The sequence below is a fragment of the Haloarcula sp. CBA1122 genome, assembly GCF_009741785.1.
Lineage (GTDB): Archaea > Halobacteriota > Halobacteria > Halobacteriales > Haloarculaceae > Haloarcula > Haloarcula hispanica.
The window spans coordinates 1-25,623 of record NZ_WPCB01000049.1 but is presented as its reverse complement, the minus strand read 5'-3'; the positions used below and the strand labels follow the sequence as shown (position 1 = coordinate 25,623).

Genomic DNA, 25,623 nt, shown 5'->3' with positions numbered 1-25,623 from the left:
ATGTCGGGGAGACAGGCGACGAGGGGGATGTCGGCATCGACCTGCGTGACGCCCTTCTCGGTCGCGATGGTGAACCCGCCCATGATGGAGGGGGCCACGTTGTCGTCGTGGGCGTCCCCGGAGACGACGGCCTCGCCCTTGGCGGCGATTGGGACCAGTTCCTCGCGGGAGTAGCCGCGGTCGTACAGTTCGTTCAGCCCGACGGCCGCCGCGGCGGCGCTGGCCGCGGAGGAGCCCAGCCCCGATGCGGGACGGACCCCCTTGTCTATCTGAATGCGTGCCGGCGCATCGAGCGCCTCGGCGACCGCGCCGACGGTGTTTTTGTCGGGGTCCTCCGGGATATACTGGCTGCCAGCGCCAGTCATTTCGATGGTGACCCGGTCGGCCTTCTCCAGACGGACGACGTCGGCCGGACGCTCCAGTGCGACGCCGAACACGTCGAAGCCGCTCCCGAGGTTCGCACTGGTAGCCGGCGCCCGGACTGTCAGCATGCCTGCGAATTTCAGCAGTGTAGGCAAAAAGGTAGCGAACCGACACTGTGGCCGTTTCGCAGTACTGAGAACGCGGCCCAAAGGCATAATACAGGGAAACCTGACGTTGGAATAGGTATCGATATGGATGTCGACATCGCCACGGTCGCCATCCTCGGGAACGCGGGTGGGGCGCTCATCGGTTTCGCAATCGCTGTCGTCGCCGCCCGAAACCAGGATGTCCCCGGCGCTCGCCAGTACGGCTGGCTCGCGGTCGCTGGGGGCTGCTGGTGTGCTATCTCGATATGGCAGATACTAGTTTCGGACCCCGCCGCTGTCAGGACAGTGTACCTGCTGTCGCGAACCGCCGCTATGCAGGTCATCGGGCTCTGGGTCGTCTTCGCGCTCGTCTACACCGGCCGACAGTCGTGGCTTCGGCCATCGTCTCTCGTCCCGCTGTTTCTCGTGGTGAACGCGGACGTGCTATTACTGCTGACGGACCCGGCACACGACCTCGTCGAAGTGGCGGCCGTGCCTGTCACCCAGCTCGGTACGACGCTGGTCGCCATCCAGCGTGGTCCCACGTTCGCGGTACTTCTCGCCGTCAGTTACGGGCTGTTACTGCTCGGATACGCACTCCTGATTGAGTTCTTGTTCCGGTCGCAGAACGTCTATCGGCGACAGACAGCGGCGATCATTATCGGAACCGGCCTTCCGATATTCGTCGCTGTGCTGTATGATTTCGGCTACACGCCGCACCCGGCCATCGACTTCACGCCGGTAGCGTTCTCGCTCAACGCGGTGCTCGTCGGCTGGGTACTGTTCAAGGACGAGTCGCTGTCTGTGACGACGCTGTCGGGTGACACCCTCGTCGACAACCTCCCCGACCCGGTCATCGCTCTCAACGACGACTGTGTCATCATTGATTACAACGCCGCGGCGGCCAGCGCACTGGATCAGCCGGACCCCGACGGAGAGTTGCTTGACGACCTCGTCCCGGGGCTCGTTGACCACATCGAGCGTGGCGAGGTGTTCTCGTTCGGAGATTCGTTCACGTACTACAACCCACAGACGACGAGCCTCACCGACCAGTCCGGGACGGAACGCGGTCGGCTCGTCGTTCTCAGGGACGTGACCGGCCAGCAGCGCCGCCAGGACCGACTCGAAGCGTTACAGGCCGCGACCCAGCAGTTTATCGAGGCCGAGACCGCCGAGGCGGTCGCGGAGATGGCTGTCGAGTTCGCGACGGCCGTCCTCGACCAGAACGCGGCGGGCGTGTTCCTCGAAGACGACGGCATCCTCGAACCGGCCGTCATTAGCGAATCGATTGCGGAACACGTCGAGGACGAACTGCTGTACGCCTCGCCGACGGACGAGCCCGAAAGCAAGCTCTGGAAGACATACGAAACCGGTGAGATACAGGCCGTCTCGCTCGATAAGGACGGACTCGACCCACTGGACAACGCGCTGATGCTGCCGCTTGGCTCCCACGGCGTGATGGCGATTACGTCCCACGACAGCACCCTCGCCACGGAGGACAGGCGATACGCCGCGATTCTGGCACAGACGACGCAGGTCGCCCTCGACCAGGTGGAACGCGAGCGCGAACTCCGCCAGAGCCGCAGTTCTGTCCAGCGACGCCGCGAGCAGATCGAGTTCTTCAACGGCGTCCTCAGACACTCGCTGCACAACGCGATGGTCGTCATCCGCGGCCGCGCGGAGCACATCAGAACCGACGTGCCGCGGTCGAAACGACGGCATCTCGACAGCATCAGCAACTGGTGTGGGAAGCTCACGGAGATGAGCGAAACGATCCGGGATATCAACAACACCGTGACGGCGAGCGAAGCTGAGCGGTTGGACGCCGTCGACCTCAACGCCACACTCCGTCGCTCGATTGAGTCGCTCCGGGTCGAGTACGATTCGGTATCGATCTCCTGTGAACTGGACGGAGACTACAGCGTGCAGGCGAACGAACTGCTCGAAGAGGTCCTCCTGAGCATCCTCCGGAACGCGGTCGACCACAACAACGCTGACACCCCGCAAGTGACCGTCTCGGTCCAGCAGGCCAGCGACTGGCTGCAGGTCCGTATCGCCGACGACGGCCCCGGAATGAGCGACGAACTGAAGACGACGGTGTTCGAACGCGGGCTCTCGCCCGACCAGACCGCTGGCGGCTTCGGCCTCTACTTCGTCTCGGTCATGATGGACCTGTACGGCGGGACGCTCTGGTTCGAGGACAACCACCCGACGGGGACCGTCGCGATCCTCGAATTCCAGCAGGCGGTGACGGGTGATGAGGCGGAAGATGACTTCGGACCCGACGACACGGAGACGGCGGCGACCGAAGCGCAAACTAAATCCCACGACCGCTGATAGGTCGGGGTATGATTGGCGTCGTCGGTGGCGGTATCGCCGGCCTCTCGGCAGCGTACCGGCTCCAGCAACGCGGCCACGAGGTCCGTGTGTTCGAAGCGAGCGAGGATCTGGGCGGCCTGGCAGCGACCTACGAGACGGCCGGGGACCCCATCGAGAAGTTCTATCACCACCTCTCGAAATCCGAGGAAACCATCGTCGAACTCGCCGAGGACCTGGGCCTCGGTGACGCGGTCGAGTGGCACATCGGGGAGAACGCCTACTACGTCGACGGCGTCGTCCACCCCATGGACAAGCCCTGGGAGATCCTCTCGTACCCGCATCTCTCGCTGTACGACACGTTCCGGCTGGGGATGCTCGTCCTCGACATCGACGTTCGCGGCGGCATCCCGTCGTTCGACACCTACGAACGCTTAGAGGACTTCGAGGACGTGCCTATCGAGGAGTTCGTGGTCGAACACACGACGCGGGGCGTCTACGAGAACTTCTTCGAGCCGCTGCTCGACGCGAAGTTCGGCGACCGGAAAGGCGACGTGAGCGCCGCGTGGCTGCTCGGGCGGGTCAAGTTCCGCGGCGAGCGGGACATCCTGAACGGCGAAATCCTGGGCTACTTCGACGGCGGGTTCGGCCGACTGCTCGACGCGCTGGTCGACGCCGTCGGCCCCGAGAACATCGAGACGGGCACGCGTGTGACCGACATCGAGACGAGCGGCGGGACCGTCTCGTCGTTGACGGCCACGGACGGAACCGAGACGACGGTTCACGAAGCCGACGACGTCGTCGTCGCGGCGATGCCGAACGTACTGGAGGAGTTGACCGGCTACACCTGCGATATCGATTTCCAGGGGACGGTGTGCTCGGTCATCAGCATGGACGAACCCCTGCTGGATACGTACTGGCTGAACATCGCCGACGACGCCCCCTTCGGCGCGCTCATCGAACATACGAACTTCGTCTCCGCCGAGCGGTATGGCGGTGAACATCTGCTGTACGTCGCGCGCTACATCCAGGACGAATCAGAAGCCATCTGGCAACAGAGCGACGACGAGGTTGCCGAGACGTGGCTGGACGGCATCGAATCGCTGTTCCCCGAGTTCGACCGGGACGCCGTCAACTGGATTCGGACGGGGCGCAATCCCCGGACGGCACCGGTGTACGAGCGTGGCTATCTGGACATGGTCATCCCCTACGACCTCGGCGACGCCGTCGCGGACGGCCTCTACTACGCCGGGATGGCCTCGCGCGCCCAGTACCCGGAGCGCTCGCTCAACGGCGGTATCGTCGCGGGCTTCGAATGCGCCGACCGGATCGCAAGCGGACCGACAGCGGCGACGGACCACGATTCGCCGCTTTCGGAAGCCCAGCGCTGAGAGCGTCCTGCCGAAGAAATCCTGTAATCGCCGCCCGAGTCAGTCGCCAGCCGCGCCTTCCACGTCGTCCTCGTCGATGACCGGCGCGTCGGTCGGGCTCACGTCCTCCGGCTCCTCGCGGCCGCCGCCGACGATCATCTCGCCGTCCTCGGTTTCGACGTACACGTCGTCGGCGAACCCACCGACGGCGTGGGGGTGTTCCGGCTCGTCCAGTCGCTCCGGCGTCGACGGTGCGTCGGCAACGCCACCGGCCGGGCGGAACGTCCCGAGCGGGTCGTCGATGGTGATGTCGTGGGCGTCGAAGAAGTCCGCGTACCGCTCGTAGTGGGCTTCGAGTTCGCCGGCCGGGAACTCCATCATCTCCGTCCAGCCGTGGTTGTAGAAGTCGAAGTTCGCCTGGATGTGGGTTATCTCCCGGGCCTCGGCCTCCGAGTAATCTGCCTGGAGCGTGGCCACGTAGGTGTCCATCGTGGCGTCGAAGAAGTCGTCGAGGTGGTCACGCCGCTCCTCCCGGTGGGCCTCGTCGGCCTTCCCGAGGAAGATTTTGGTGTGGAGTTTCACCAGCCCGTAGTTGGCCACCGACCGGACGCCGGGCGTGGTCAGCGCCTTCTTGCTCGCCCAGTGGCGCGGGTTCTGGTATATTTTCATTTCGATCACCGATACGGGCCCCAGCGCCTTCAAATCCTCGACTATCGGCGTCCTTCGCGGTGTTCCGCGCAATATCGCAAACGATACGCAGATAGCAATCCACATTAAGCCCGATTTCGTATCGGCCGTACATGAGCACGTCGCACGTAATCATCGGTGACGGCATCGCGGGTGCGTCCGCAGCCGAGACAATCCGGGAAGCGGACCCGGACGCGTCGGTCACAGTCCTGACCGACGAGGGGGAGGCACTGTATAACCGGATCCTCATCAAGGAGTTCGCCAAGGGGAAGCTGCCGGAAGCGCCGATCTCCATTCACGAGCCGGAGTGGTACGACGAGCGTGACATCGACCTGCAGCTGAACACCCACGTAACGGACATCGATCCCGACGCTCACGAGATCCACACCCACAAGGGGGACACCTACGAGTACGACAAGCTGCTGGTGGCCACGGGCGGGACGCCAGCACAGCTACCGGTCGAGAACAGCGACGCCGACGGCATCCACCACTTCTGGACGTTCCAGGACGCGCGTGGCATCCGCGAGCACGCTGATGAGTCCGATCAGGGCATCATCGTCGGGGCGGGCCTGCTCGGCATCGACCTCGCGGCGGTCTGTGCCGCTCAGGAAATCGACGCGAAGTACCTGATGCGTGGCAACCGCTGGTGGCGCTACGCGCTCTCGGAGGACGGCGCGGAGATCATCCACGAGGCCCTCGAAGAGAACGGCGTCGAACCCGTCTTCGAGTCCGGCGTCGACCACTTCGAAGTCGACGACGACGGCCACGTCACCGGTGCCGTCGACCCCGACGGCAACCACTACGACGGCGAGTGGGCCGGCGTCGCTATCGGCCTCGATTTCAACACCGAGTTCCTCAACGGAACGGGGCTCGAACTCGACGACGGCGTCGTCGTCGACGAGTACATGCAGACCAACGTCGAGGACATCTACGCCGCGGGCGACCTCACCAAGTTCTACGACACCATCCTCGACTCCCAGGCGCAAAACGGCGCGTGGGGCTCGGCCAAGGAACAGGGGTCGGTCGCCGGGACGAACATGGTCGCAGACGCCGAGGAGAAGGAGTTCCGCTGGGTCTCCTCGTACTCCATCACGCACTTCGACTTCCCGTTCCTCTCCTTCGGGCACCCGACCCGCGGCGACGACGAGGCCGAACGGAAGTACTCCGACAGCGAGTGGCGGCGTCTCGCCTTCGAGGACGGACAGCTCATCGGCGGCGTGCTGATCGGCGACCTCTCACAGCAGTCGGCGTTCAAACAGCTCATCCGCGAAGAGCGGCAGGTCGCCGACAAGAAGGAACTGCTGCTGGAGAAGGAAGTGGACCTCGAAGAAGTCAAGGCACAGACGCCCGCACCGGCCGAATAAGGCTCGCCGACACCGATCTTTTTCAGCGCTGCGGACGTTAGCGATGCGTATGCGTGACGCCCTCTCCAGCATCGTTGTCCGGCTCATTCGTCGTGACGGCCAGTCGGGTGCGGCAGACGCAGCAGCCGATGACAGCGGTAGCTTCGCCGGCTCGCTGCTCGATGCGTCGGTCAATTACAGTCACGGCCAGAGCGACCGTCAGGCCTCCAGCGAGATGGCGGAGCTACAGGAGGAGGCTAACCGGCTCGCCGAGCAGGACCAGCACCGAAAGTAACTGCCCGCGGGAGAACGACGCTCTTTTTTCGGCCTAAAGCGGAGTGTCGCGTATGGATGGCGGCAGCGGCGATATGACACTCGCGTTCGACCTCGACGCCCTCAAGCAACTGGCCTATCCGGACAGCGTGTTCAACGACGCGCGCCAGTGGTCTGAGTACGTCGGCGTCATCTCCGAACAGCCCACTTACGTCGTGACCAACTTCACCCGGAAACACCGGATCAGACAGGACTTCTTCTCAGGGCCGCGCGGCCGCGAGGAGAGCCTCGAAAACGTCAAAGAGCAGTTCGACACTGACCGACACGTCTTCGTCGGCGCTGACGACGAGGACGCCGATCTCGCCGAGACGGCGGGCTGGGAGTACCTCCCCGTCACGCAGGCCGCAGAGGCGGCCGACTGGGACCTTGGCGAACCCGAGACGCCGGACACAGCAACTGACGAGGACGAGCAGCGCGACGACTGGCCGTAAGCGGCACAGTCCCGCCGTCGGCGGGTATCTACGATTCGACTAGTTTTATATTTTCCCGGAGAGCGACTGAAGATATGGCCCTCCAGATCGGCCGTGCCTTCCAGGACGGTATTGACGAACTACTCAGCGAACGTGGGGCGATGTTTGCCGGCGTATTCATCGTCTATGGATTGCTCAGCTCTGTTGTCTGGGCGTCACTTTCGCAGGCGTTCACAGAACTGTTTCTGGGGCGACTGCCGAGCGATGCACAGGTAAATCAGGCAGCAATGGCTGGGGGTACCCCACTGGCACTCGACCTGCCGCTTGCAGTTGCTGGCGTCGGTGCGCTCGTGTTGCTTATCCTCAATGAGGCGCTGAACATCGTCGCAATCCGTGCCTTTGCCAGTGATGACCGCGAACCGATTCCCGACAATGTGGGCCGACGGCTCGGGAGGACCGTTGTGGTCGCGATCGCAGCCGGCATCCTCACCACTATCGCAGTGGGTATCGGCCTCATTCTACTCATCATCCCCGGACTGGTGTTTGGACTCCTGTTCTTCTTTGTCCGACAGGAGATTGCACTGAACGACAGCGGCGTTATCGAATCAATTAGCAACAGTGTCAGCGTCGTCACCGACAACCTCCTCGCCACGTTCGTTCTGGCTATTGTGCTCGTGGTGCTTGGATTCGTTCTCGGAGGTGCCGTCAGCTTCCTCCCGATCTCGTTGCCGCCGATGGTGTTGGCGACAGTCTCTACTGTCTTCTCAAGTGTCGTCAGCGTCTTCTCAATCGCTGTGACGACTGTCGCGTACCTCCAAGCAACGGGGTCCAGCTACACACAGGACACAGAGTCCATCGGCGGGCTCTAACCCGCTGTAGTCCGTATCGCGGCCTTTAACCACGCGAGCGACCAATCACGGGTAATGGCTGAACCGCGCGTGCCCGGTGGGCGCGAGTCCGAACTCGAACTGGCCTGTGGCGAACTTGTCGACACGCATGACCTCCATCTGGGGATGCGGGAGTTCGCGTGTGACTGTGGGCAGACTCACGGCGTCGTGCTTGACCCGCACCCGCTGGCACGGTTCGTGCCGGAGTTTCTCACCGAGGTGCTACACGCGACTATCGAGACCAACGACGACTACGATGAGTTCACCACCGTCCACCTGATGGGCGTCGTCATGGAGGAGTTCCCCGAGAAGGTCGTCGCCGCCGACACCAGCGAGGACGGGTCAGTTGGCTTCTCGCTGGCATGGGTGAGTGACTTCGATTCCCGCCGTCTTCACGAAATCGTCGTCGAACTGCTCGTGGAACTGATGGAACACGCAATCAGCCACGCCGAGGACGACGACGTGATGGCGGAGTTCGAGGAGCAGATGCTCCAGTTCGACGTCGACGCGTTCGTCGAGCAGTACCGCGACGAGCGGAACTTCGACGGCCGGTCGGACACCGCCATCTGAGGCCGACTGCGACCTGAGTACTTAGTGGGTCTGGCTCGCACACCCATGCATGGCGGGTCGTGTGGTAATCCTGCTCGTGCTCTTGCTTCTGGTTTTTGCGGGCTGTGGAGCCTTCGGCGGGGCGGAGCGACAGACGGTGACGCCAGTTCCGGTCCCCGAGCAGTCTCAGGACGACCGGGTCGAACCCGCCCTGACCGAGGACGCCGTCGACGCCAGGCGACTCGCGGCGGCACATCGGCGTGCAACGCGGAACCGCTCGTACGTGCTGGGGATGCGGTTGTCGCTGGAATGGGGAACCCAAATCGTCAATCTCGTCGTCGAAGACAGGTATCACTACCAGTTTCGGACCGAAATTCTCGATCAGAACTACACCAAGCAGGTGTACACCAACGGGAACCGACGCTACGTCTACGACGTGCGAGCACAGGGGGCCTGGACCGCAACGAGGCGGCCAACTCCGGTCAGCGGGGTACTCGACCCCGACCCCGCGCGACTCATCGAAGCCTATCTCGCGACAAACGTCAGCGTTGAGCGACCCAGAGACGACTGCGACACCTGTCGCGTGACGCTGACGGCGACGGACCCACCGGCGGCGTTCGAACCGGCCGACAATTACAGCGCACGGGCGACTGTCCGGCCGGACGGACTCGTCCGGTCGCTCACCGTCTCGTACTGGGACCGCTCCAGAAACTCGCTGGTCAGCTACGAAATCCGGTACTCTGCAGTCGGCGAGACAACCGTTTCCCGACCGACGTGGGTCCGAAAGCGCTGGGGGAACGCGACAGACAGCGACCCCGAACTGTCCGACAGCCAGTGACTCGCCGCTGTCGGTCGATTTCCCGAAATCAGCCGTCTGACTGTTGTCTGACGGTGTTATATGATGGTTGCGGTGTTGTAACTGTGTATGGCTATACGTGAGGGAGAGTTCGAGCGCATCCTGACAGTGCTCGAAGAAGCTGACACCGACGGCACGCTGACGGCCCGCGAGATCTGTGACCTGCTCGAAGAGCACGACGAGGCGTTCGGGAGTGCCCACCGGGTAGCGACTGTCCTCGGTCGCCGTGCGCAGTCCGGCGAGGTCGAGGTCATTCAGGGCCAGCCCTACCGGTATCGCGTTCCCGACCGCGACAACTGACGCCTCTCAGCACCGCTGCCGTCGGAATTCTAACTTGTGGCCCCTCTATGAGACAGCCAATCGTGTGACACGCATACGTTACGATATTCGAAATTAGGCTTCGAGCTTCGCATTGTTTCGCCGGGCTTATTACGATGTATAGACTCCGCTCGTACAATGACAGCGGACGAGGACCGTACAATCCTACTCATCGGCAGTGGCCCGATCAAGATCGGACAGGCGGCCGAGTTCGACTACTCCGGCGCACAGGCGTGTCGTGCCCTTCAGGAAGAGGGTGCCCGCGTCGTGCTCGTGAACTCGAACCCGGCGACGATTATGACCGACCCGGAGATGGCGGACAAGGTGTATCTCGAACCCATCAACACCGAAGCCATCTCTGAGATTATCCGGAAAGAAAACCCCGACGGCGTCATCGCCGGTCTGGGCGGCCAGACCGGCCTGAACGTCACGGCCGAACTCGCCGAGGAGGGCGTCCTCGACGAGTACGACGTGGACGTGATGGGGACGCCACTGGACACCATCTACGCGACGGAGGACCGCGACCTGTTCAAACAGCGGATGGAGGACATCGGCGAGCCGGTGCCGCGCTCGACGACCATCACGCTCGATGAGGGCGAGTCGGTCACCGATCTGGACGAGGAATCGCTCGTGGACCGCGTCGAAGCGGCCGTCGACGAGGTCGGCGGGCTCCCCGTCATCGCACGCACGACGTACACGCTCGGTGGCTCCGGCTCCGGCGTCGTCGACGAGATGGACGAACTCATCGAACGCGTCCGCAAGGGCCTGCGCCTCTCGCGCAACAACGAGGTCCTCATCACCGAATCCATCTCCGGCTGGGTCGAACTCGAATACGAGGTGATGCGCGACGCCGACGACTCCTGTATCATCATCTGCAACATGGAGAACATCGACCCGATGGGTATCCACACCGGAGAGTCGACCGTCGTCACCCCCTCGCAGGTCATCCCCGACGAGGGCCATCAGGAGATGCGCGACTCCGCGCTGAAAGTCATCCGCGACCTCGGCATCCAAGGCGGCTGTAACATCCAGTTCGCCTGGCACGACGACGGCACCCCCGGCGGCGAGTACCGCGTGGTCGAGGTGAACCCGCGTGTCTCCCGCTCCTCTGCGCTGGCCTCGAAGGCAACCGGCTACCCGATTGCCCGTGTCACCGCGAAGGTCGCGCTCGGCAAGCGCCTCCACGAAATCGACAACGAAATTACCGGCGAGACGACCGCCGCTTTCGAGCCGGCTATCGACTACGTCGTGACGAAAGTGCCGCGCTGGCCTATCGACAAGTTCCGCGACACGGAGTTCGAACTGTCGACGGCGATGAAATCCACCGGCGAGGCGATGTCCATCGGTCGGACCTTCCCCGAGAGCCTGCTGAAGGCCCTTCGCTCCTCGGAGTACAACCCGGCTGCCGACTTCAACGAGATCGCCGATGCGGAACTCGAAACGGAGTACCTCGAAAAGCCGACGCCGGACCGACCGTACGCGATGTTCGAGGCGTTCTGCCGCGGCTACACCGTCGAGGAAGTCGTCGATATCACCGACATCAAGGAATGGTACGTCGAGCGGTTCAAAGAGGTCGCCGACGCCGCCGACGCCGCCCGCGAGGGCGACTACGAGACCGCCGCACAGGCCGGCTTTACTGATCAGGAAATAACGGCGCTGGCCGGCGGCGAGTTCAACGACACGCACGTCTCCTGGCTCCCGGCGGACCTCGACGAGGACGGCGGCGACGAGCCGGAAGTCGAAGCGGCGACGGATGGCTCTGGTGTCACAGTTGACGCCGTCGAGACCGAAACGACCGACCGCGACTTCAAACTCGTCGACACCTGCGCCGGCGAGTTCGAGGCGACGACGCCGTACTACTACTCGACCCGGGACCCACTGTCGGGTATCGACCGCGACGAACTCCAGATCGACCCGGACCTCGAAAGTGTCGTGGTCGTCGGTGGCGGCCCCATCCGTATCGGGCAGGGCGTTGAGTTCGACTACTGCTCGGTCCACGCGGTCCGCGCACTGGAGGACCTGGGCATCGACGCCCACGTCGTCAACAACAACCCCGAGACGGTGTCGACGGACTACGACACCTCCGACGGGCTGTTCTTCGAGCCGGTCACCGCCGAGGAAGTCGCCGACGTGATCGAGGCGACCGAAGCCGACGGCGTGATGGTCCAGTTCGGCGGCCAGACCTCCGTCGACATCGGCCACCCGCTCGAACAGGAACTCCAGCGCCGCGACCTCGACTGTGAGATCATGGGGACCTCCGTCGACGCGATGGACCTCGCCGAGGACCGCGACCGATTCAACAAGCTGATGGACGAACTCGGCATCTCACAGGCCGAAGGCGGCTCCGCGACCTCCAAGGAGGAGGCCCTCGACCTGGCCCACGACATCGGCTACCCCGTCCTTGTGCGCCCGAGCTACGTGCTCGGCGGCCGCGCGATGGACGTGGTGTACAACGACGAGGACCTCGAAACGTACATCGAGGAGGCCGTCCGCGTGAGCCCGGACAAGCCGATTCTCGTCGACGAGTTCCTCGCCGACGCCGTCGAACTGGACGTCGACGCCGTGGCCGACGAGGACGACGTCCTCATCGGCGGCGTGATGGAACACGTCGAGACGGCGGGTATCCACTCGGGCGACTCCGCCTGTATGATTCCGCCACGGTCCCAGGAGATCAAAGACGTGATGCCGCGCATCCGCGAGGTCGTCGAGGACATCGCCGACGCGCTCGACACCGTCGGTCTGCTGAACGTCCAGCTCGCCGTCCGTGACGGCGAGGTGTTCGTCCTCGAAGCGAACCCGCGCTCGTCCCGTACCGTCCCGTTCATCTCAAAGACGGCCGGCGTCCCGATCGCCAAGATCGCCGCGAAGGTGATGTCCGGCGCGACGCTATCGGAACTCGACGTGCAGGAGCAGATCCCCGAGCAGGTCTCTGTCAAGGAAGTCGTCCTGCCCTTCGACCGCCTGCCGGGGTCGGACCCGCGTCTCGGCCCGGAGATGAAATCCACCGGCGAGGTCATGGGCACCGCCGGTTCCTTCGGCAAGGCCTACCAGAAGGCCCAGATGGCCGTCGGCAAGGCAATCCCGCTTGAGGGGACGGCCATCGTCGACCTGCCCATCCTCGGCTTCGAGGAGCACTTCGACGTACAGGACTTCGACGACTACGAGGACACCGACGCTATCATCGACGCCATCCAGAGCGGCGAGGTCGACCTCGTCCTCTCCCGCGACCGCGACGTGCTGGAAGCCTGCGTCGAGGAGACCGTGACGTACTTCTCGACCCACGAGAGCGCCGAGGCGGCGCTGGAAGCGATCAACTCCGCCGACCAGCCACTCGCCGTCCAGGCCATCGACGAACGGCCAAAGACCCAGCGCGAGTGGGGCGCTGAGTAACGCCGGCTAGCCGCGGGAGCAAACCGCTCACCGCGGCGGCACTGATTCCTGTCACTCGAACAGATCGGCACAAATACTTATTCGTTGGACACGCTCATATACTCTCCATGGCCGATGCAGTACGTGTCCTACACGTCGAGGACGACCCCGAGTTCGCGTCGATGACGGCGGCGTTTCTCAGCCGTACCGACGACCGCTTCGACGTGATTTCGGCAACATCGGCGAAGGAGGGGCTCACCCGGCTCAGCGAGGAGCCTATCGACTGCGTCGTCTCGGATTTCGATATGCCCGGCCAGGACGGCATCGAGTTTCTGGAATCCGTCCGGGCCGTCGACGAAGACCTCCCGTTCATTCTCTTTACCGGGAAAGGCTCCGAGGAAGTAGCCAGCGAGGCGATTTCGGCCGGTGTGACGGACTACCTCCAGAAGCAGCAAGGCACTGACCAGTACACGATTCTGGCCAACCGAATCGCCAACGCGGTCGAGCAGTACCGGTCACAGCGAGCACTGGATGCGAGCCGGAAGCGGCTCTCGCTGTTTATCGATAAGTCACCGCTCGGCGTCATCGAGTGGGACGAGAGCTTCGAGGTGGTTCAGGTCAACGAGAAAGGCGAGGAGATTCTCCGGCGTGGGGAAGCGGCCCTCGTCGGCAAGGAGTTCGAGACGCTCGTTCCGGACTCGGCGCTGGATGCGGTCGAAGAGACGATCACGGCCCTACAGGAAGCCAGCGGTGGCTACTATACCGTGCTCGATATCGAGACCGGCGACGGCGAGCAGATCGTCTGTGAGTGGCACAACCGCACCATCCGAGAAGACGGGGAGACCGTCGCGATCTTCTCACAGTTTCGGGAGATCACTGAGCGCCGGCAGCGACAGCAGCGTATCGAGGCGCTGCACGACACGACCCGGAAGCTGATGCACGCTGAGTCACGCGAGGCTGTCGCCGAACTGGTCGTCGAAACCGCACGCGACCTGCTCGGGCTGCCGCTCAGCGCCGTTTTTCTCGCCGACGAGTCGGCCGACGCTCTCAGACCGGCTGCGGTGACCGACCAGGCACAGGCGATCATCGACGAGCATCCGACGTTTCGCGAGGGCGACAGCCTCGTCTGGGAGGTGTTCGAATCCGGCGAACAGCGTGTCTTCGACGATGTCTCCACTATCCCCGGCCGCTACAACCCCGACACTGACATCAGCAGCGAGATTCTGATCCCACTGGGCGACCACGGGGTGCTGATCGCCGCATCAACCGATGCCGCAGCGTTCGAGGACGCATCGGTCTCACTGATGCGGACTCTCGCTGCCAACACCGAAGAGGCGCTTTCCAGACTCGACCGGCAGCAAGAGCTCAGAACGCTCACGGAACGCCACGAACTCGCGCTTGAAGGTGCCGAACTCGGCGTCTGGGACTGGAACGTCAAGACGGATGAAGTCACCTTCAACGAGCGCTGGGCCGATATGCTCGGCTACTCGCTCGACGAACTCGAGCCGTCGGCAGACACCTGGGACGAACTGATCCACCCCGAAGACCGCGAGCGGACCTACGAAGCACTGAACGCACACTTCGACGGTGAGACGGAGATCTACGAGTGCGACCACCGACTCAAGACGGCCACCGGTGATTACCGATGGATCCGCGACATCGGTAAGGTGTTCGAACGCGACGAGAACGGCGACCCGGTACGTGCGGTGGGGATCCATCAGGACGTGACCGACCACAAAGAACGGAAACAGGCCCTCGAAGACACGAGCCGCAAACTGCAGGTCATTCTCGATACAGCGCCGACGTACATCCTGATGAAAGACACCGACAGTCGCTTTCTCTTCATCAACAGCGCGGCCCGTGACCTCTACGGGATCGACGCTGACGAGTCCGTCGTCGGGACGAGCGATTACGATATTCTCCCGGACCACATCGCGGAGCAGACCCACGCCGACGATCAGCGGGCCCTCGAACAGAAAGAAACCGTCGAAGTCGAGACGGTGATTCCTGTCGACGGGACGGAGCGGACACATCTGACACGGAAGACGCCGATACTCGACGAGGGCGGCGAGCCGTACGCCCTCTGTGTCGTTGCGACCGACATCACCGAACAGAAACGGCGCGAGCGGGAGTTGGCCCGCCTCACCGACGAGTACGAGGCGGTGTTCGAGAACACGAACGACGCCATCGCGCTCGTCGACATCGAGGACTCGGCGGACGATCCGACGTTCCGCTACGTCCGGACGAACGAGGCCTACGAACGACAGAGCGGATTCGAAACCGAGTCACTGACCGGTCAGACCCCAATCGAGGCTGCCGGCCCGGACACCGGCCGTCGAATCGCCGACCACTACGAGCGGTGTGTCTCGGCCGGCGAAACCATCACGTTCGAGGAGCGGGGCCTCCACCCGACCGGCGTCTGGGAGACGCAGGTGACACCGATCTTCGCTGACGGGGAGATCGACCGACTCGTTGCTATCTCCCGGGATATCTCCGACCGCATCGAGTACCGCGAGCAACTGGAGCGGCAGAACGACCGGCTCGAAGAGTTCGCGAGCATCGTCAGCCACGACCTCCGGAACCCGCTCAGCGTCCTCGAAGGTTCGCTCACCCTCGCCAGAGACACCGGCAACGACGAGCAGTTCGACCGCTGTTACCGTGCCATCGACCGCATGAAGGAACTCATCGAGGACCTGCTGACCCTGGCCCGTGAGGGGGACACGGTCTCGGAAACGGAGCCGCTCGCCCTCGAATCGACTGTCCTGTCCTGCTGGCAGGCCGTCGAGACGTCTGATGCCACCCTCGAAGTCACTGCCGAGAGCACGATCTACGCCGACGAGAGCCGCGTTCGCCAGCTCCTCGAGAACCTCATCAACAACGCCGTGACACACGGCGGCCCGGCTGTCACTGTCGAGGTCGGTGATCTCACCGATTCGGGCTTTTACGTCGCCGATGACGGCGGCGGTATCCCGGCTGAACAACACGAAACGGTGTTTGAGAGCGGCTACACCACCACTGACGGTGGCACCGGGTTCGGCCTCGCTATCGTCAAGGAGATCGCGGCGGCACACGACTGGTCGGTGTCCGTGACTGAGAGCGACGACGGCGGCGCACGGTTCGAGTTCCGGGGCGTCAGACAGGAGTTCTGAGCCTGTGGAGCTGTGATGACTGCTCGCCGTGGATACCTCTCTTCCTGGGCTTACAACTCAGCAGTATTACGCCAATATGGTGGCGATAGATAGTAAGTATTCATATATCGGTTCCTATCTGTCTTGTTCTGGGACAATAATGGCACGTTCGTAACACTCATTCCTGCGGCTGTGGCAGTAGCTGTATGGATCGCGTTGCAATCACCGTCGCCGCTCCGGAAAGCCGATGATAGAAGACGTCACCGAGCGGGCGGAGACAGTTGCGGAGATGGCTCCCGGTAGCTCGGTAACGACGGCAGTCCTCGCCGGACACGAGAGTCGGTTCTCCGGGTCACCACCGCTGAACAACCCACCGCTGACGTACCTCGACGGCGCGGAAGCCCCGGCGTATCTCCTGACCAACGGGAAGCGCGGCATCGGGCGCGGGACGAAACGTAAGACCGACTCACCGGTCGGCGACCGTCGGACGGTCATTCTGATTACCGGCCGCCGGACGCTCTGTCTCATCGGGAAAGACGAGGACGACGAAGTCATCGAGGTCCCACACGAGGCGGTTGCCGACGTTACCACCAAGTCCGGATTCCGTGCGCACCGCCTCGCGCTCCGGACCCCACGGAAAATGTACCACTGCTGGGTACACCGAAAGACCGACAAGACAACCCTGAACGCGGCCGCCGAGTTCATCGAGAACCATCAGCAGGACAGCCCGGACGCAATCGACGGCGACGACACCGCCAACCGGGTCATGTATCGCGGCCGCCCCGTCGCACCACAAGACACCACAAACGAAGACGAAGACAGCGACCAGACCACGTACTACCGCGGACAGCCAATCGACGACGACAGCGACTGAGAGACGTGGCTTATGTGCGTGCGAACCGCGCTGCTCACGGTTCCTGTCGTCATCGTTCGCGTCTCGCGGTTCTCACTCGCTTCGCTCGCTCCGAACCGCGCTACTGCTCGCGGGTCACTCCGTTCCCCGTCGTCGGGCGGCAATGCCGCCCGACTGCCTGCGGGACCAAAGGTCCCGCTCCCCGCTCACAATTCCGAGGGCCACTCCTTTCAGTCGCGCCCCTCGCTACACCTCACGGCTCCTACCGTCGCCGTTCGGGCATTCGGAGACCCCTCGCTACGCTCGGGTTCTCCCTACTCCCCCGCCATCCCTAGCACATCATCAAAGAAGCCGAGCGAGTCGTGCGGGCCGGGGTTGGCCTCGGGGTGGTACTGACGCGTGATGATGTCCAGGTCGTCGTTTTCCAGCCCTTCCGGCGTATCGTCGTTGACGTTGACCTGGGTCACGTCGAGTTTGTCGCCGGGGTCGGCGACGGTGTAGCCGTGGTTCTGGGTCGTCATCACGACCTGGTTCGAACGCAGGTCACGGACCGGCTGGTTCACGCCGCGGTGGCCGAACTCCATCTTCTCGGTCTCGCCGCCGAGCGCGTTGGCGACGACCTGCTGGCCGAGACAGATGCCCGCGAGCGGCACGTCGCCGACGTAGGTCTCGACGAGTTCCCCAGCCTGCTCGAAGTTCTCAGGGTCGCCGGGGCCGTTCGAGATGAACAGCAGATCCGGGTCGACCGCGGCCACGTCGTCCTCGCTGGCGTCGTAGGGGAAGACGTAGACCTCGGCGTCGCGTTCGACGAGCGACTCGGCGATGGAGCCCTTCGCGCCGCAGTCGACCAGCGCGACTGTCGCACCGTCGCCGCCCTCGTTGTGGACCTCGACCTCGTCAACGGAGACCTGCGCGCCGATGTCGGTGTGGTCAGACATATGCTTACACTCGTGGAGTTCGTCGAGCGCGTCCTGCTCGGTCACGTCCGGCCCGGCGGCGATGCCGCATTTCATCGCCCCCTCGTCGCGGATTTCGGTGACGATGTCGCGCGTGTCGAGGTGGTCGACGGCCGGGATACCCTCGGATTCGAGCCACTCGGCCACGTCGTCGGTCATCTCGCGGGCCACTGCCGCGCGCGGGTGGACGCGGTCCGACTCGAAGCGTTCCTCTCGGACGCCGTAGTTCCCGATGAGCGGGTAGGAGAACGTCAGCACCTGCTCCTCGTAGGACGGGTCGGTGAGGCTCTCCTCGTAACCGGTGTACGCTGTTGTAAAGACCAGTTCGCCACGGGCGGTGCCCGGAGCGCGAGCGCGCGCCTCGATGACGCGGTCGCCCTCGATTGCCACGTATGCGTCAGCCATTACGAGATGCGTACACTATAGTCGGCCATAAGGGTTGCTTTCGAAGACGAGTTTCGAATTTCGTAATCCTCAAGTCACGGCCGGTGATACTGTCACATCTCGATGGACGACCTCGACAGAGAGATACTCTCGATACTTCGCCGGGACGCCCGAACCCCGTATACTGAGATCGCGGACCGGGTCGGCACGTCGGAAGGGACCGTGCGAAACCGCGTCGAACGACTGGTCGAGGACGGTGTTATCGAACGCTTCACTGTCGCGACGCGGACCGGCAACGTGAAAGCGATGATCGAGGTCAGCGTCGATGTCAACGTCGACACGGCCGAGGTTTCGGACCGCATCGCTGACTGGCAGCAGGTCGATTTCGTGTGGCAAGTCTCCGGCGAGGAGGACATCGTCGTCGTCGTCGACGCCGCCGACACCGACGCGGTTAACGGGCTCATCACGCAGGCGCGCGAGCTGGAGGAGGTTGTGGGGACGAAGACGAGGCTAATTTTGAACGAGCGAGTTGGGTAACGCGCAGCACCGCCGCGAACAGCAGGCGGAGCCGTGGTCCCCACCAGCACCGACGTGGCACCCTGATTTCATATCTATTGGGCTACGACAGACAGTATGCAGTTCCCGGTGGGCCTGGATACCGACATCGTCTCGGCGTACGGACAACTCGCGACCGACGGGGCGCAATTCCTCGCTGTCGCGGCGCTACTCTACGCTATCGGCCGGCTAATCGTCGTGCCAGCAGTTCGATGGCTGCTGTCACGAACCGAGACTAACAAGACAGTCGCCAGCGCGCTGACCAGCGCTGTCCACCTGATATCGGTCATCCTCGCGGTGGTCATCGGCGCCAGCGTCGCGGGCTTCCGGGGCGCGCTCGCGGGGTCGACCCTGCTGGCGGCGGGCATCACGCTTGCGGTGGGGTTGGCGGCACAGGACGTCCTCGGGAACTTCGTCGCCGGGGCGTTCATCGTGACCGACCCGGATCTGAACGTCGGTGACATCATCGCATGGAACGGGATGCAGGGCACGGTGGTCGACATCGACTTGCGGGTGACGCGGATTCGGACGTTGGACAACGAGCGCATCATCGTCCCGAACACGACGCTGGCGACGAGCGCGGTGACGAACCAGACTTCGACGGGCCCAATTGGAGTTTCCTATCAGTTCGGTATCGGCTACGACGACGACATCGACACGGTCCGGGCGATTATCGAGAACGCCGCCCGCGACCTCGACCATGTCTCGGAGAAACCGGCACCGACGGCCAGAGTCAGCGACCTCGCGTCGACGGCGGTCATCCTGACAGGCCGGATCTGGATCCCTAACGAACGGCGGAACCGCCTCGCATCGGTCAGATCGGACTTCATCCAGCAGGTCCAGGAGGATTGCCGCGCTGAGGGTATCGACCTCAGCGACACGAGCCAGCACGAACTCTCCGGCAACATCGGCGTCCACGACAGCATCGGGCCGGTGCGCGAGCGAACCGAGTAGCCACCGATTGGGACCATGTCCGGCCCCATGTTGTCTGTGAGGTTCCCTGCGCCCGTATGTTTATAACTGTTCATAAGCTGGTACGTATATGGACGAGAAGCGCTTCGTCGTCGCCCTCTTCGGCCTCGCTGTCGCGGTGGTGGTCGGCGTACTCGCATATCAGTTTATCGCGGCGTTGACTGTCTCCGTGTTCCTCTATTATTCGACGCGACGGTACTACAGTTCTTTGCGCAGACTCCGCCTTCCGTCGCGAGTGCGTGCGGTCGTGGTCATGGCATCGCTGGCGATTCCGCTCCTATTGCTCGTCAGCTATGCGGCCGTCCTCCTCATTGTCGAAGCCCGGCAGTTCGTCACCCAGTACGCGCTCATCGACGTGGCTGCGACGCACGTCAGTTGGCTCGACGGCGCGGAGTCCGTGCCGGACCTCACCGTCGAGGGGCTGTACAGCGCCTACCAGTCGGGACAGCTCTCACCGTTCGTCGACTTTCTCAGCGAGAACGCCATGGTGCTTACGTCGGTCGCCTCCCAGTTCGTCCTCAATCTGTTTATTACGACCATCGTCACATACTACCTCCTGGTGGACGGCCGGCGCATCCGCGAGTGGCTGCTCCGGTTCGATGACGGGGCCATCATCCGCGAGTACCTCGAAGCTGTCGACGAGGAACTGGAAGCGGTACTGTTCGGCAATCTCCTGAACGTGTTGGCGATTTCGCTCATCGCTATCGCCGCGTTCACCGGCTATAACGTCGTAGCGCCGGCGGCTGTCGAGGTCCCGTATCCGACGCTCGCCGGCGCGCTGACCGGTATCGCGAGCTTGATTCCCGTAGTCGGGATGAAAATAATCTACCTCCCGTTGACCGGTTTCACCGCGCTCCCAGTGGTGCTCGACGGGCAGTCTTCGCTGCTCGCGTATGTGCTCGGATTCCTCCTCGTCGCGGTGGTCGTCGTCGACACGATCCCGGACCTGCTGCTTCGGCCACTTCTCAGCGGCGAGAGCACGCACGTCGGGCTCCTGATGCTCGCGTACACGCTTGGCCCCGTCGTGCTGGGCTTCTACGGTCTGTTCTTCGCCCCCATACTGCTCGTCGTCGGCATGACGTTTGCGAACACGGCCCTGCCTCGTCTGCTCGGCGCGAGCGAACCGGACGGTCTCCACCCCGACCAGTTACGTCTTGAAGACTTCAGCTAGCCCTCGTGGCCGATAACGGGGAGTCGAACGCGAACGGGGCTTCCGAACGGACGAGCATCGACGGCCAGGTGGGGTGTGTCCGTGTCACAGGCCTTGACGAACATTTATATTCAGGACGAAGTAAATGAGTAAAAATGGGGTCAAACTCCGACTCCCCCTGCTATCAGGCGACTCCGGAGGACCAGATCGGGGAGCTGTACGCGGCGACACGCCGGCTGATGACAGCCGAGAACCGGTCCGAAGTCGCGACTATCGCAGTCGAGACTGCGACAGCGATTCTCGACTTCCCGTTCAGTGTCTTCTGGGAGGCCACTGACAGCGGACTCAAAGCCGAGGCGATCTCTGAGCCGCTTCGAGAGCACGTCGAGGTCCCGGACGAGCCGGGACGGAGAATGCGACACGAACGCGGGAGTTGGCTGTGGGACCATTACGAGAGTGACGAGACACAGCGGGTCCTCGTTGATGAAGAGAAAGCGGCGTCCGATGCACCCCTTCACGGCTGTATCTCCGTTCCACTCCCGGAGTACGGGCTCTTGACAGCCGGGACGGATGAACGAGCCGAACCGACCGAGCGGGAGACGCAGTTGGCCGACATCCTCGGGAAGAACGTGCTCTCGACCCTCGAACGGATCGAGCGCGAGCGGGAGCTGAAACGGCAGCGCGACAACCTCGACCTGTTGAACCAGATCGTCCGACACGACCTCACGAACCACTTGCAGACCATCGGTGGCCGGGCGGAACTGCTCCGGGACCAGTGTAGCGGTGACGCCCTGGAACACGCCGACGGTATTCAGGAAAGTAGCCAGGCAGCCGCGGAACTGCTCGAAACGGCTGGAAACCTTGCGACGGTAATGCGACAGACGGACTGGGAGACCGAGCCGGTCGCCCTCGGACCAGTACTGTCCTCGGTGTCCGAGGATATCGCAGCGACGTACAGCGACGCACAGGTCACTGTCCCGGACGAGTCCCCGTCGGTACGGGTGCGGGCCGACGAACTCCTGTCCTCTGTGTTTCGGAACGTCCTCACCAACGCCATCCAGCACAACGACTCGGCAGTGCCGTCAGTCGTCATCGACGTGACCGACGATGGCGACGTGGTCCACGTCACTGTCGCCGACGACGGACCGGGAATCCCGGACGAGCAGAAACAGGCGGTGTTCGAGCGCGGGGAGAAACGCCTGGACAGTGACGGTACCGGGGTCGGCCTCTACCTCGTCCGAACGCTGGTCGACGCGTACGGCGGTGACGTGTGGGTCGAAGACAACGAGCCGACGGGGACGGTAGTCGGAGTCACGCTGCGGAAGGCAGCGGGCGACGCCTGAGGCGGTTTTTCCACCGGGCGGTCACGCTACTGCTCTACCAGCCCGTCCAGTAGATGTATCGCGCCGTGTTTGTCGAGCGGGTCGTTTGCATTCCCGCAGTGGGGCGACTGCACGCAGGCCGGACAGCCGTCGGCACAGTCACACGAAGTCAGCATCGACAGCGTGGTGTCCATCAGCGGCCCGATGTCGTGGTAGCCGGCCCGCGTCAGACCGATGCCGCCGGGGTAGCCGTCGTAGATGAAGATGGTCGGCTCGCCGGTGTGGGGATGACGCGGCGTCGACAGCCCGCCGATGTCGCCACGGTCACAGAGGTACTCGAAGGGGAACATCGAAATCATGGCGTGCTCGGCGGCGTGGATGGATCCCGGGAAGTCACCGGGTTCGCTGCCGCCGTCGGTCGCTGCATCGCCGTGTTGACCGCCGCCCCCGCCACCGCTTCCGCTCTCGCTCCCGCCACCGGAGTCGCTTTCGGCTCCGTACGCACCCTGCCGAATCTCGCTTTCTATGTCCGATGGCACCGTATGGTACAGCGCCTTCGTCTCCAGCGTGGTCTCGGGCAGATCCAGCAGTCGCTGTCCCAGCACCTCTCCGGAGGAGCCGTCGCGGCGCTCGTAGCCGGTGATCTGCTTGCGCATCGTCACCGACGCGAACCGGACCGGCACGTCCTCGCGGGTCGGCAGTCGCCGCTCCGCCAGGTCCGCCTCGACGGTGATGGTCTTGTCGTGCAGGACGCGGGTGAAGTAGTCGGCCCACGTCCGGTCGAGTTCTGCCACACCCGCGTTGAGGTCGAGGTCCGTCACCTCGTAGCGCCGGCCCTGATGGTGGTAAATCGCGCCGGGGTGGGCGTCCCGCAATGCGTCCTCGACGGAGAGTTTGGCTATCACGTCACCCTTCGCCACCAGTTTCACCTCGCCGTCGTCGACGGTCCGCAGGTTCATCTCGTGGTGTGGACTACCCTTGCCGAGCCAGCGCATTCCCTGGTCGGTCTGGCGGCGGTCGAGCTTCCCGGCCGATTCGAGGTCCGCGACGACATCGGGGAACGTTTCGCCGAAGTGGCGGTCGTCGTCCGGCGAGAGCCAGTTTTCACAGGCGGCCGCGTGGACGTGGTCCGGAAGTAGCTGCTCGTTTTCGGGGTTTGTCACGGCCTGCTCGGCCCCCGTCTCGAACAGCGCGTCGGGGTTGCGCAGGACGTACTGGTCCAGCTGGTCCTCGCCGCCGACCAGCGCGACCAGGGCGGGGTCCGTGCCGCGACCGGCCCGCCCGGCCTGCTGGAAGGCCCGCATCCGCGTGCCGGGGTAGCCGTCCAGCAACACGGCGTCCAGCCCGCCCACGTCGACGCCCAGTTCGAGCGCGCTGGTCGACCAGACGCCCCGCAGGTCGCCAGATTGGAGGCCCTGCTCCAGTTCGCGCCGTCGGTCGTCGGTCAGTGCGGCCTGGTACGCGCCGACGCTGTCGGCGAGGGCGTGCTCGCCGCGGCTCCGGAGTTCGTCCGCGCTGTCGCTGGCGTACCGTTCGGCCGTCTGGCGCGACCCGGCGAAGACGACCGTCTGGAGGCCCCGCTCGACGAGGTCGACGAACAGCTGTTTCGTCTCGACGTGATTGGACTTCCGGCGGCCGCTCCCCCAGCCATCGCCCTCGTACTCCGGCGGGTTCCACAGCAGCCAGTGGCGCGGCCCGCTGGCGCTCGCGTCCTCGTCGACCAGTGCGAACGACGGCTCGGGCTGGCCGGTGACCGCTGCCGCGTGCTCCACTGGATTGCCGATGGTCGCCGAGCAACAGACCCACTCAGGGCCGCCCGCTGTTGCGTTGTCGCCCCTTCTGCCGTTGCTTTCGCTGCTATCGCCGCCGGCGTCGAACCGCTCGGCGATACGCTGGAGGCGGCGCATCACCAGCGAGACGTGGCTGCCGAACACGCCGCGGTAGCCGTGGACCTCGTCGACGACGACGGTTTCGAGCCGCTGGAAGAACCAGTCCCACAGCCGGTGGGCGTGGGGGAGGATGCCGTAGTGGAGCATGTCCGGCGTGGTCAGCAACACGGTGGGCTGGCGCTCCCGGATGGCCTCTTTCTCCGACTTCGACTGCCGGCCGGTGTACTGGGCGACGGAGACCCCGGAGGCGAAGCCCAGCCCCTGCGCGAGTTCCGACAGCGTCTCGGTCTGGTCGTTGATGAGCGCGACCTGTGGCGCGACGTACAGCGTCGTCGCCCGGCGGTCCAGCGCCCGCTCGAAGGCCGGCACGGTGTAGGCGAGGCTCTTGCCGCTTGCCGTCTCGGTCGCGAGGACGACGTTCTCGCCGCCGCGGACCGCCTCGATAGCGTCCACCTGATGGGTGTAGAGGTCGGTGATGCTTTGATCTTCGAGGACGCCAGCGAGGCGGTCCGCAATCTCGCAATCCGCGGTCTGCGCGCCTCGGCCGGGGACCGTCCGCTGGTCGACGATCTGTCCCTCGTAGTACGGCCGGTCCCGGAGCCACGAAATCGTGTCGTCCACGGGTGATGTATGGGTGCGAAAAGTATCGGTGTTGCTGTTCTCGGCTGGAGATACATCAGCCGACGGTGGACTCAGTCAGTGGTAGACTGATTGAGCGGCGGTGTCGCGTCGCGTTCCGCTGTGGGCGGCAGGGACCCCACCGCTGCAGGGAGCGCAGCCAGTGGGACGGTGTCGTGAGCAGTGCTGGCGTGGACGCTCTCATCCGTCTCGACAGCGAGGTAGGTACCGCCAGCCTCGACGACCGGGCTGTTGCCGTCACCGGTTTCGCCCGCTATCACGACAGCATCGGCGGCAGCGGCGAGGTCAACTGCGCGCTCGCGGGCCGCGTCGTCAATGCCGGCGAAGGCCGGGACCGTGACCGCCTCGCAGTCGAGATCGGCGGCCCGCTCGGCAGCTGTGTCACCGGCGGGGACGACGCCGATGCTGACCCGACAGCCGGCCCCGACGAGCTTCGAGACGGCGGCAGCCGCTGGCGTGCCGGTCCCGACGACGTGGACGCGACGGGCGACCGACTCTTGTTCGGCCAGCGGGGTCACGAGCGGCGCGTCGGTGCCGGGCTGGGTCGTCACCAGCGTCTCCGCGTCGAAAGCGTCACGGAGCGTGTCGCTCGTGAGCACGTCCGCGGGGCGGCCCGCGGCGCGGACCCCGCCGCCGGCGAGCAACACCAGTTCGTCGCAGTACCGCGCGGCCAGGTTGAGGTCGTGAATCGCGGCGACGGCCGTCTTCCCGTCGTCGACGAGCGCTCGGACCAGTTCGAGCGTGCGGACGGCGTGGTTGATGTCGAGGCTCGCCGTCGGCTCGTCGAGCAGGAGGGCCGGCGTTTCCGTGTGCAAGCGCCCGGGCGAG

At 64.2% G+C, this 25,623-nt stretch carries 20 protein-coding genes and 1 pseudogene; 16 read left to right on the top strand and 5 right to left on the bottom strand.

Annotated features, from left to right (window positions below):
• Positions 1 to 491: homoserine kinase (locus GJ630_RS15900; protein WP_191450331.1), on the bottom strand; the 491-nt coding region annotated here is incomplete at its 3' end.
• 123 nt (positions 492 to 614) lie between these two features.
• Between GJ630_RS15900 and GJ630_RS15895 the strand changes: the two genes are divergently transcribed.
• Positions 615 to 2,846 (top strand): histidine kinase N-terminal 7TM domain-containing protein, encoded by a 2,232-nt coding sequence (locus GJ630_RS15895; RefSeq protein ID WP_191450330.1) that lies wholly within the window; start codon positions 615 to 617, stop codon positions 2,844 to 2,846.
• A gap of 11 nt (positions 2,847 to 2,857) precedes the next feature.
• Positions 2,858 to 4,216: an NAD(P)/FAD-dependent oxidoreductase gene (locus GJ630_RS15890; protein WP_050037562.1), complete on the top strand. Its 1,359-nt coding sequence runs from the start codon at positions 2,858 to 2,860 to the stop codon at positions 4,214 to 4,216.
• A 39-nt stretch (positions 4,217 to 4,255) separates the two neighbouring features.
• On the opposite strand, the gene GJ630_RS15885 is transcribed toward GJ630_RS15890, so the two are convergent.
• Positions 4,256 to 4,864, bottom strand: a complete 609-nt coding sequence (locus GJ630_RS15885; protein ID WP_191450329.1) for a DUF6149 family protein — start codon at positions 4,862 to 4,864, stop codon at positions 4,256 to 4,258.
• Positions 4,865 to 4,995: 131 nt separating this feature from the next.
• On the opposite strand from GJ630_RS15885, the gene GJ630_RS15880 reads away from it, so the two are divergent.
• The 10 genes from GJ630_RS15880 (at position 4,996) to GJ630_RS15835 (ending at position 16,949) form a co-directional block, all read left to right on the top strand.
• Positions 4,996 to 6,246 carry an NAD(P)/FAD-dependent oxidoreductase gene (locus GJ630_RS15880; RefSeq protein WP_014039558.1) on the top strand — a complete coding sequence of 417 codons (1,251 nt, stop codon included), beginning with the start codon at positions 4,996 to 4,998 and terminating at the stop codon, positions 6,244 to 6,246.
• A gap of 49 nt (positions 6,247 to 6,295) precedes the next feature.
• Entirely contained in the window at positions 6,296 to 6,520 is a 225-nt protein-coding gene (locus GJ630_RS15875; RefSeq protein ID WP_050007783.1) for a hypothetical protein, read from the top strand.
• A gap of 52 nt (positions 6,521 to 6,572) precedes the next feature.
• On the top strand, positions 6,573 to 6,989 hold the full coding sequence (locus tag GJ630_RS15870; RefSeq protein ID WP_004963972.1) for a hypothetical protein: 417 nt from the start codon (positions 6,573 to 6,575) through the stop codon (positions 6,987 to 6,989).
• A 74-nt stretch (positions 6,990 to 7,063) separates the two neighbouring features.
• Positions 7,064 to 7,837, top strand: a complete 774-nt coding sequence (locus GJ630_RS15865; RefSeq protein WP_004963969.1) for a hypothetical protein — start codon at positions 7,064 to 7,066, stop codon at positions 7,835 to 7,837.
• 54 nt (positions 7,838 to 7,891) lie between these two features.
• Entirely contained in the window at positions 7,892 to 8,425 is a 534-nt protein-coding gene (locus GJ630_RS15860; RefSeq protein WP_011224755.1) for a DUF5815 family protein, read from the top strand.
• A 49-nt stretch (positions 8,426 to 8,474) separates the two neighbouring features.
• Complete coding sequence (locus GJ630_RS15855) at positions 8,475 to 9,242, top strand: hypothetical protein (RefSeq protein WP_191450328.1); 768 nt, start codon at positions 8,475 to 8,477, stop codon at positions 9,240 to 9,242.
• A gap of 87 nt (positions 9,243 to 9,329) precedes the next feature.
• A complete protein-coding gene (locus GJ630_RS15850; protein WP_014039561.1) occupies positions 9,330 to 9,560 on the top strand; it encodes a hypothetical protein in 231 nt (76 codons plus the stop codon).
• Positions 9,561 to 9,716: 156 nt separating this feature from the next.
• Positions 9,717 to 12,968 (top strand): carbamoyl-phosphate synthase large subunit, encoded by a 3,252-nt coding sequence (gene carB / locus GJ630_RS15845; protein ID WP_151102923.1) that lies wholly within the window; start codon positions 9,717 to 9,719, stop codon positions 12,966 to 12,968.
• 107 nt (positions 12,969 to 13,075) lie between these two features.
• Positions 13,076 to 16,096 (top strand): PAS domain S-box protein, encoded by a 3,021-nt coding sequence (locus GJ630_RS15840; protein ID WP_191450327.1) that lies wholly within the window; start codon positions 13,076 to 13,078, stop codon positions 16,094 to 16,096.
• Between the two features lie 226 nt (positions 16,097 to 16,322).
• The gene (locus GJ630_RS15835) at positions 16,323 to 16,949 is read left to right on the top strand and encodes a hypothetical protein (protein WP_014039564.1); all 627 of its coding nucleotides are present in this window, start codon (positions 16,323 to 16,325) and stop codon (positions 16,947 to 16,949) included.
• Between the two features lie 293 nt (positions 16,950 to 17,242).
• Here GJ630_RS15835 and carA read toward each other — a convergent pair whose 3' ends face one another.
• Positions 17,243 to 18,289: a glutamine-hydrolyzing carbamoyl-phosphate synthase small subunit gene (gene carA / locus GJ630_RS15830; protein WP_191450326.1), complete on the bottom strand. Its 1,047-nt coding sequence runs from the start codon at positions 18,287 to 18,289 to the stop codon at positions 17,243 to 17,245.
• 102 nt (positions 18,290 to 18,391) lie between these two features.
• Here carA and GJ630_RS15825 point away from each other — a divergent pair, with 102 nt between their 5' ends.
• From GJ630_RS15825 to GJ630_RS15810, 4 genes are all read left to right on the top strand, one after another.
• Positions 18,392 to 18,805 carry an Lrp/AsnC family transcriptional regulator gene (locus GJ630_RS15825; RefSeq protein WP_008310783.1) on the top strand — a complete coding sequence of 138 codons (414 nt, stop codon included), beginning with the start codon at positions 18,392 to 18,394 and terminating at the stop codon, positions 18,803 to 18,805.
• A gap of 96 nt (positions 18,806 to 18,901) precedes the next feature.
• Positions 18,902 to 19,777, top strand: coding sequence for a mechanosensitive ion channel family protein (locus GJ630_RS15820; RefSeq protein WP_014039566.1), 876 nt, complete (start codon positions 18,902 to 18,904; stop codon positions 19,775 to 19,777).
• 88 nt (positions 19,778 to 19,865) lie between these two features.
• A complete protein-coding gene (locus tag GJ630_RS15815) occupies positions 19,866 to 20,966 on the top strand; it encodes an AI-2E family transporter (RefSeq protein ID WP_050037569.1) in 1,101 nt (366 codons plus the stop codon).
• Positions 20,967 to 21,100: 134 nt separating this feature from the next.
• A complete protein-coding gene (locus GJ630_RS15810; protein ID WP_191450325.1) occupies positions 21,101 to 22,288 on the top strand; it encodes a sensor histidine kinase KdpD in 1,188 nt (395 codons plus the stop codon).
• A gap of 26 nt (positions 22,289 to 22,314) precedes the next feature.
• On the opposite strand, the gene GJ630_RS15805 is transcribed toward GJ630_RS15810, so the two are convergent.
• Positions 22,315 to 24,777: a DEAD/DEAH box helicase gene (locus tag GJ630_RS15805; RefSeq protein WP_371727732.1), complete on the bottom strand. Its 2,463-nt coding sequence runs from the start codon at positions 24,775 to 24,777 to the stop codon at positions 22,315 to 22,317.
• A 71-nt stretch (positions 24,778 to 24,848) separates the two neighbouring features.
• Positions 24,849 to 25,623 (bottom strand): annotated as a pseudogene (locus GJ630_RS15800) (ABC transporter); the annotation flags it as partial.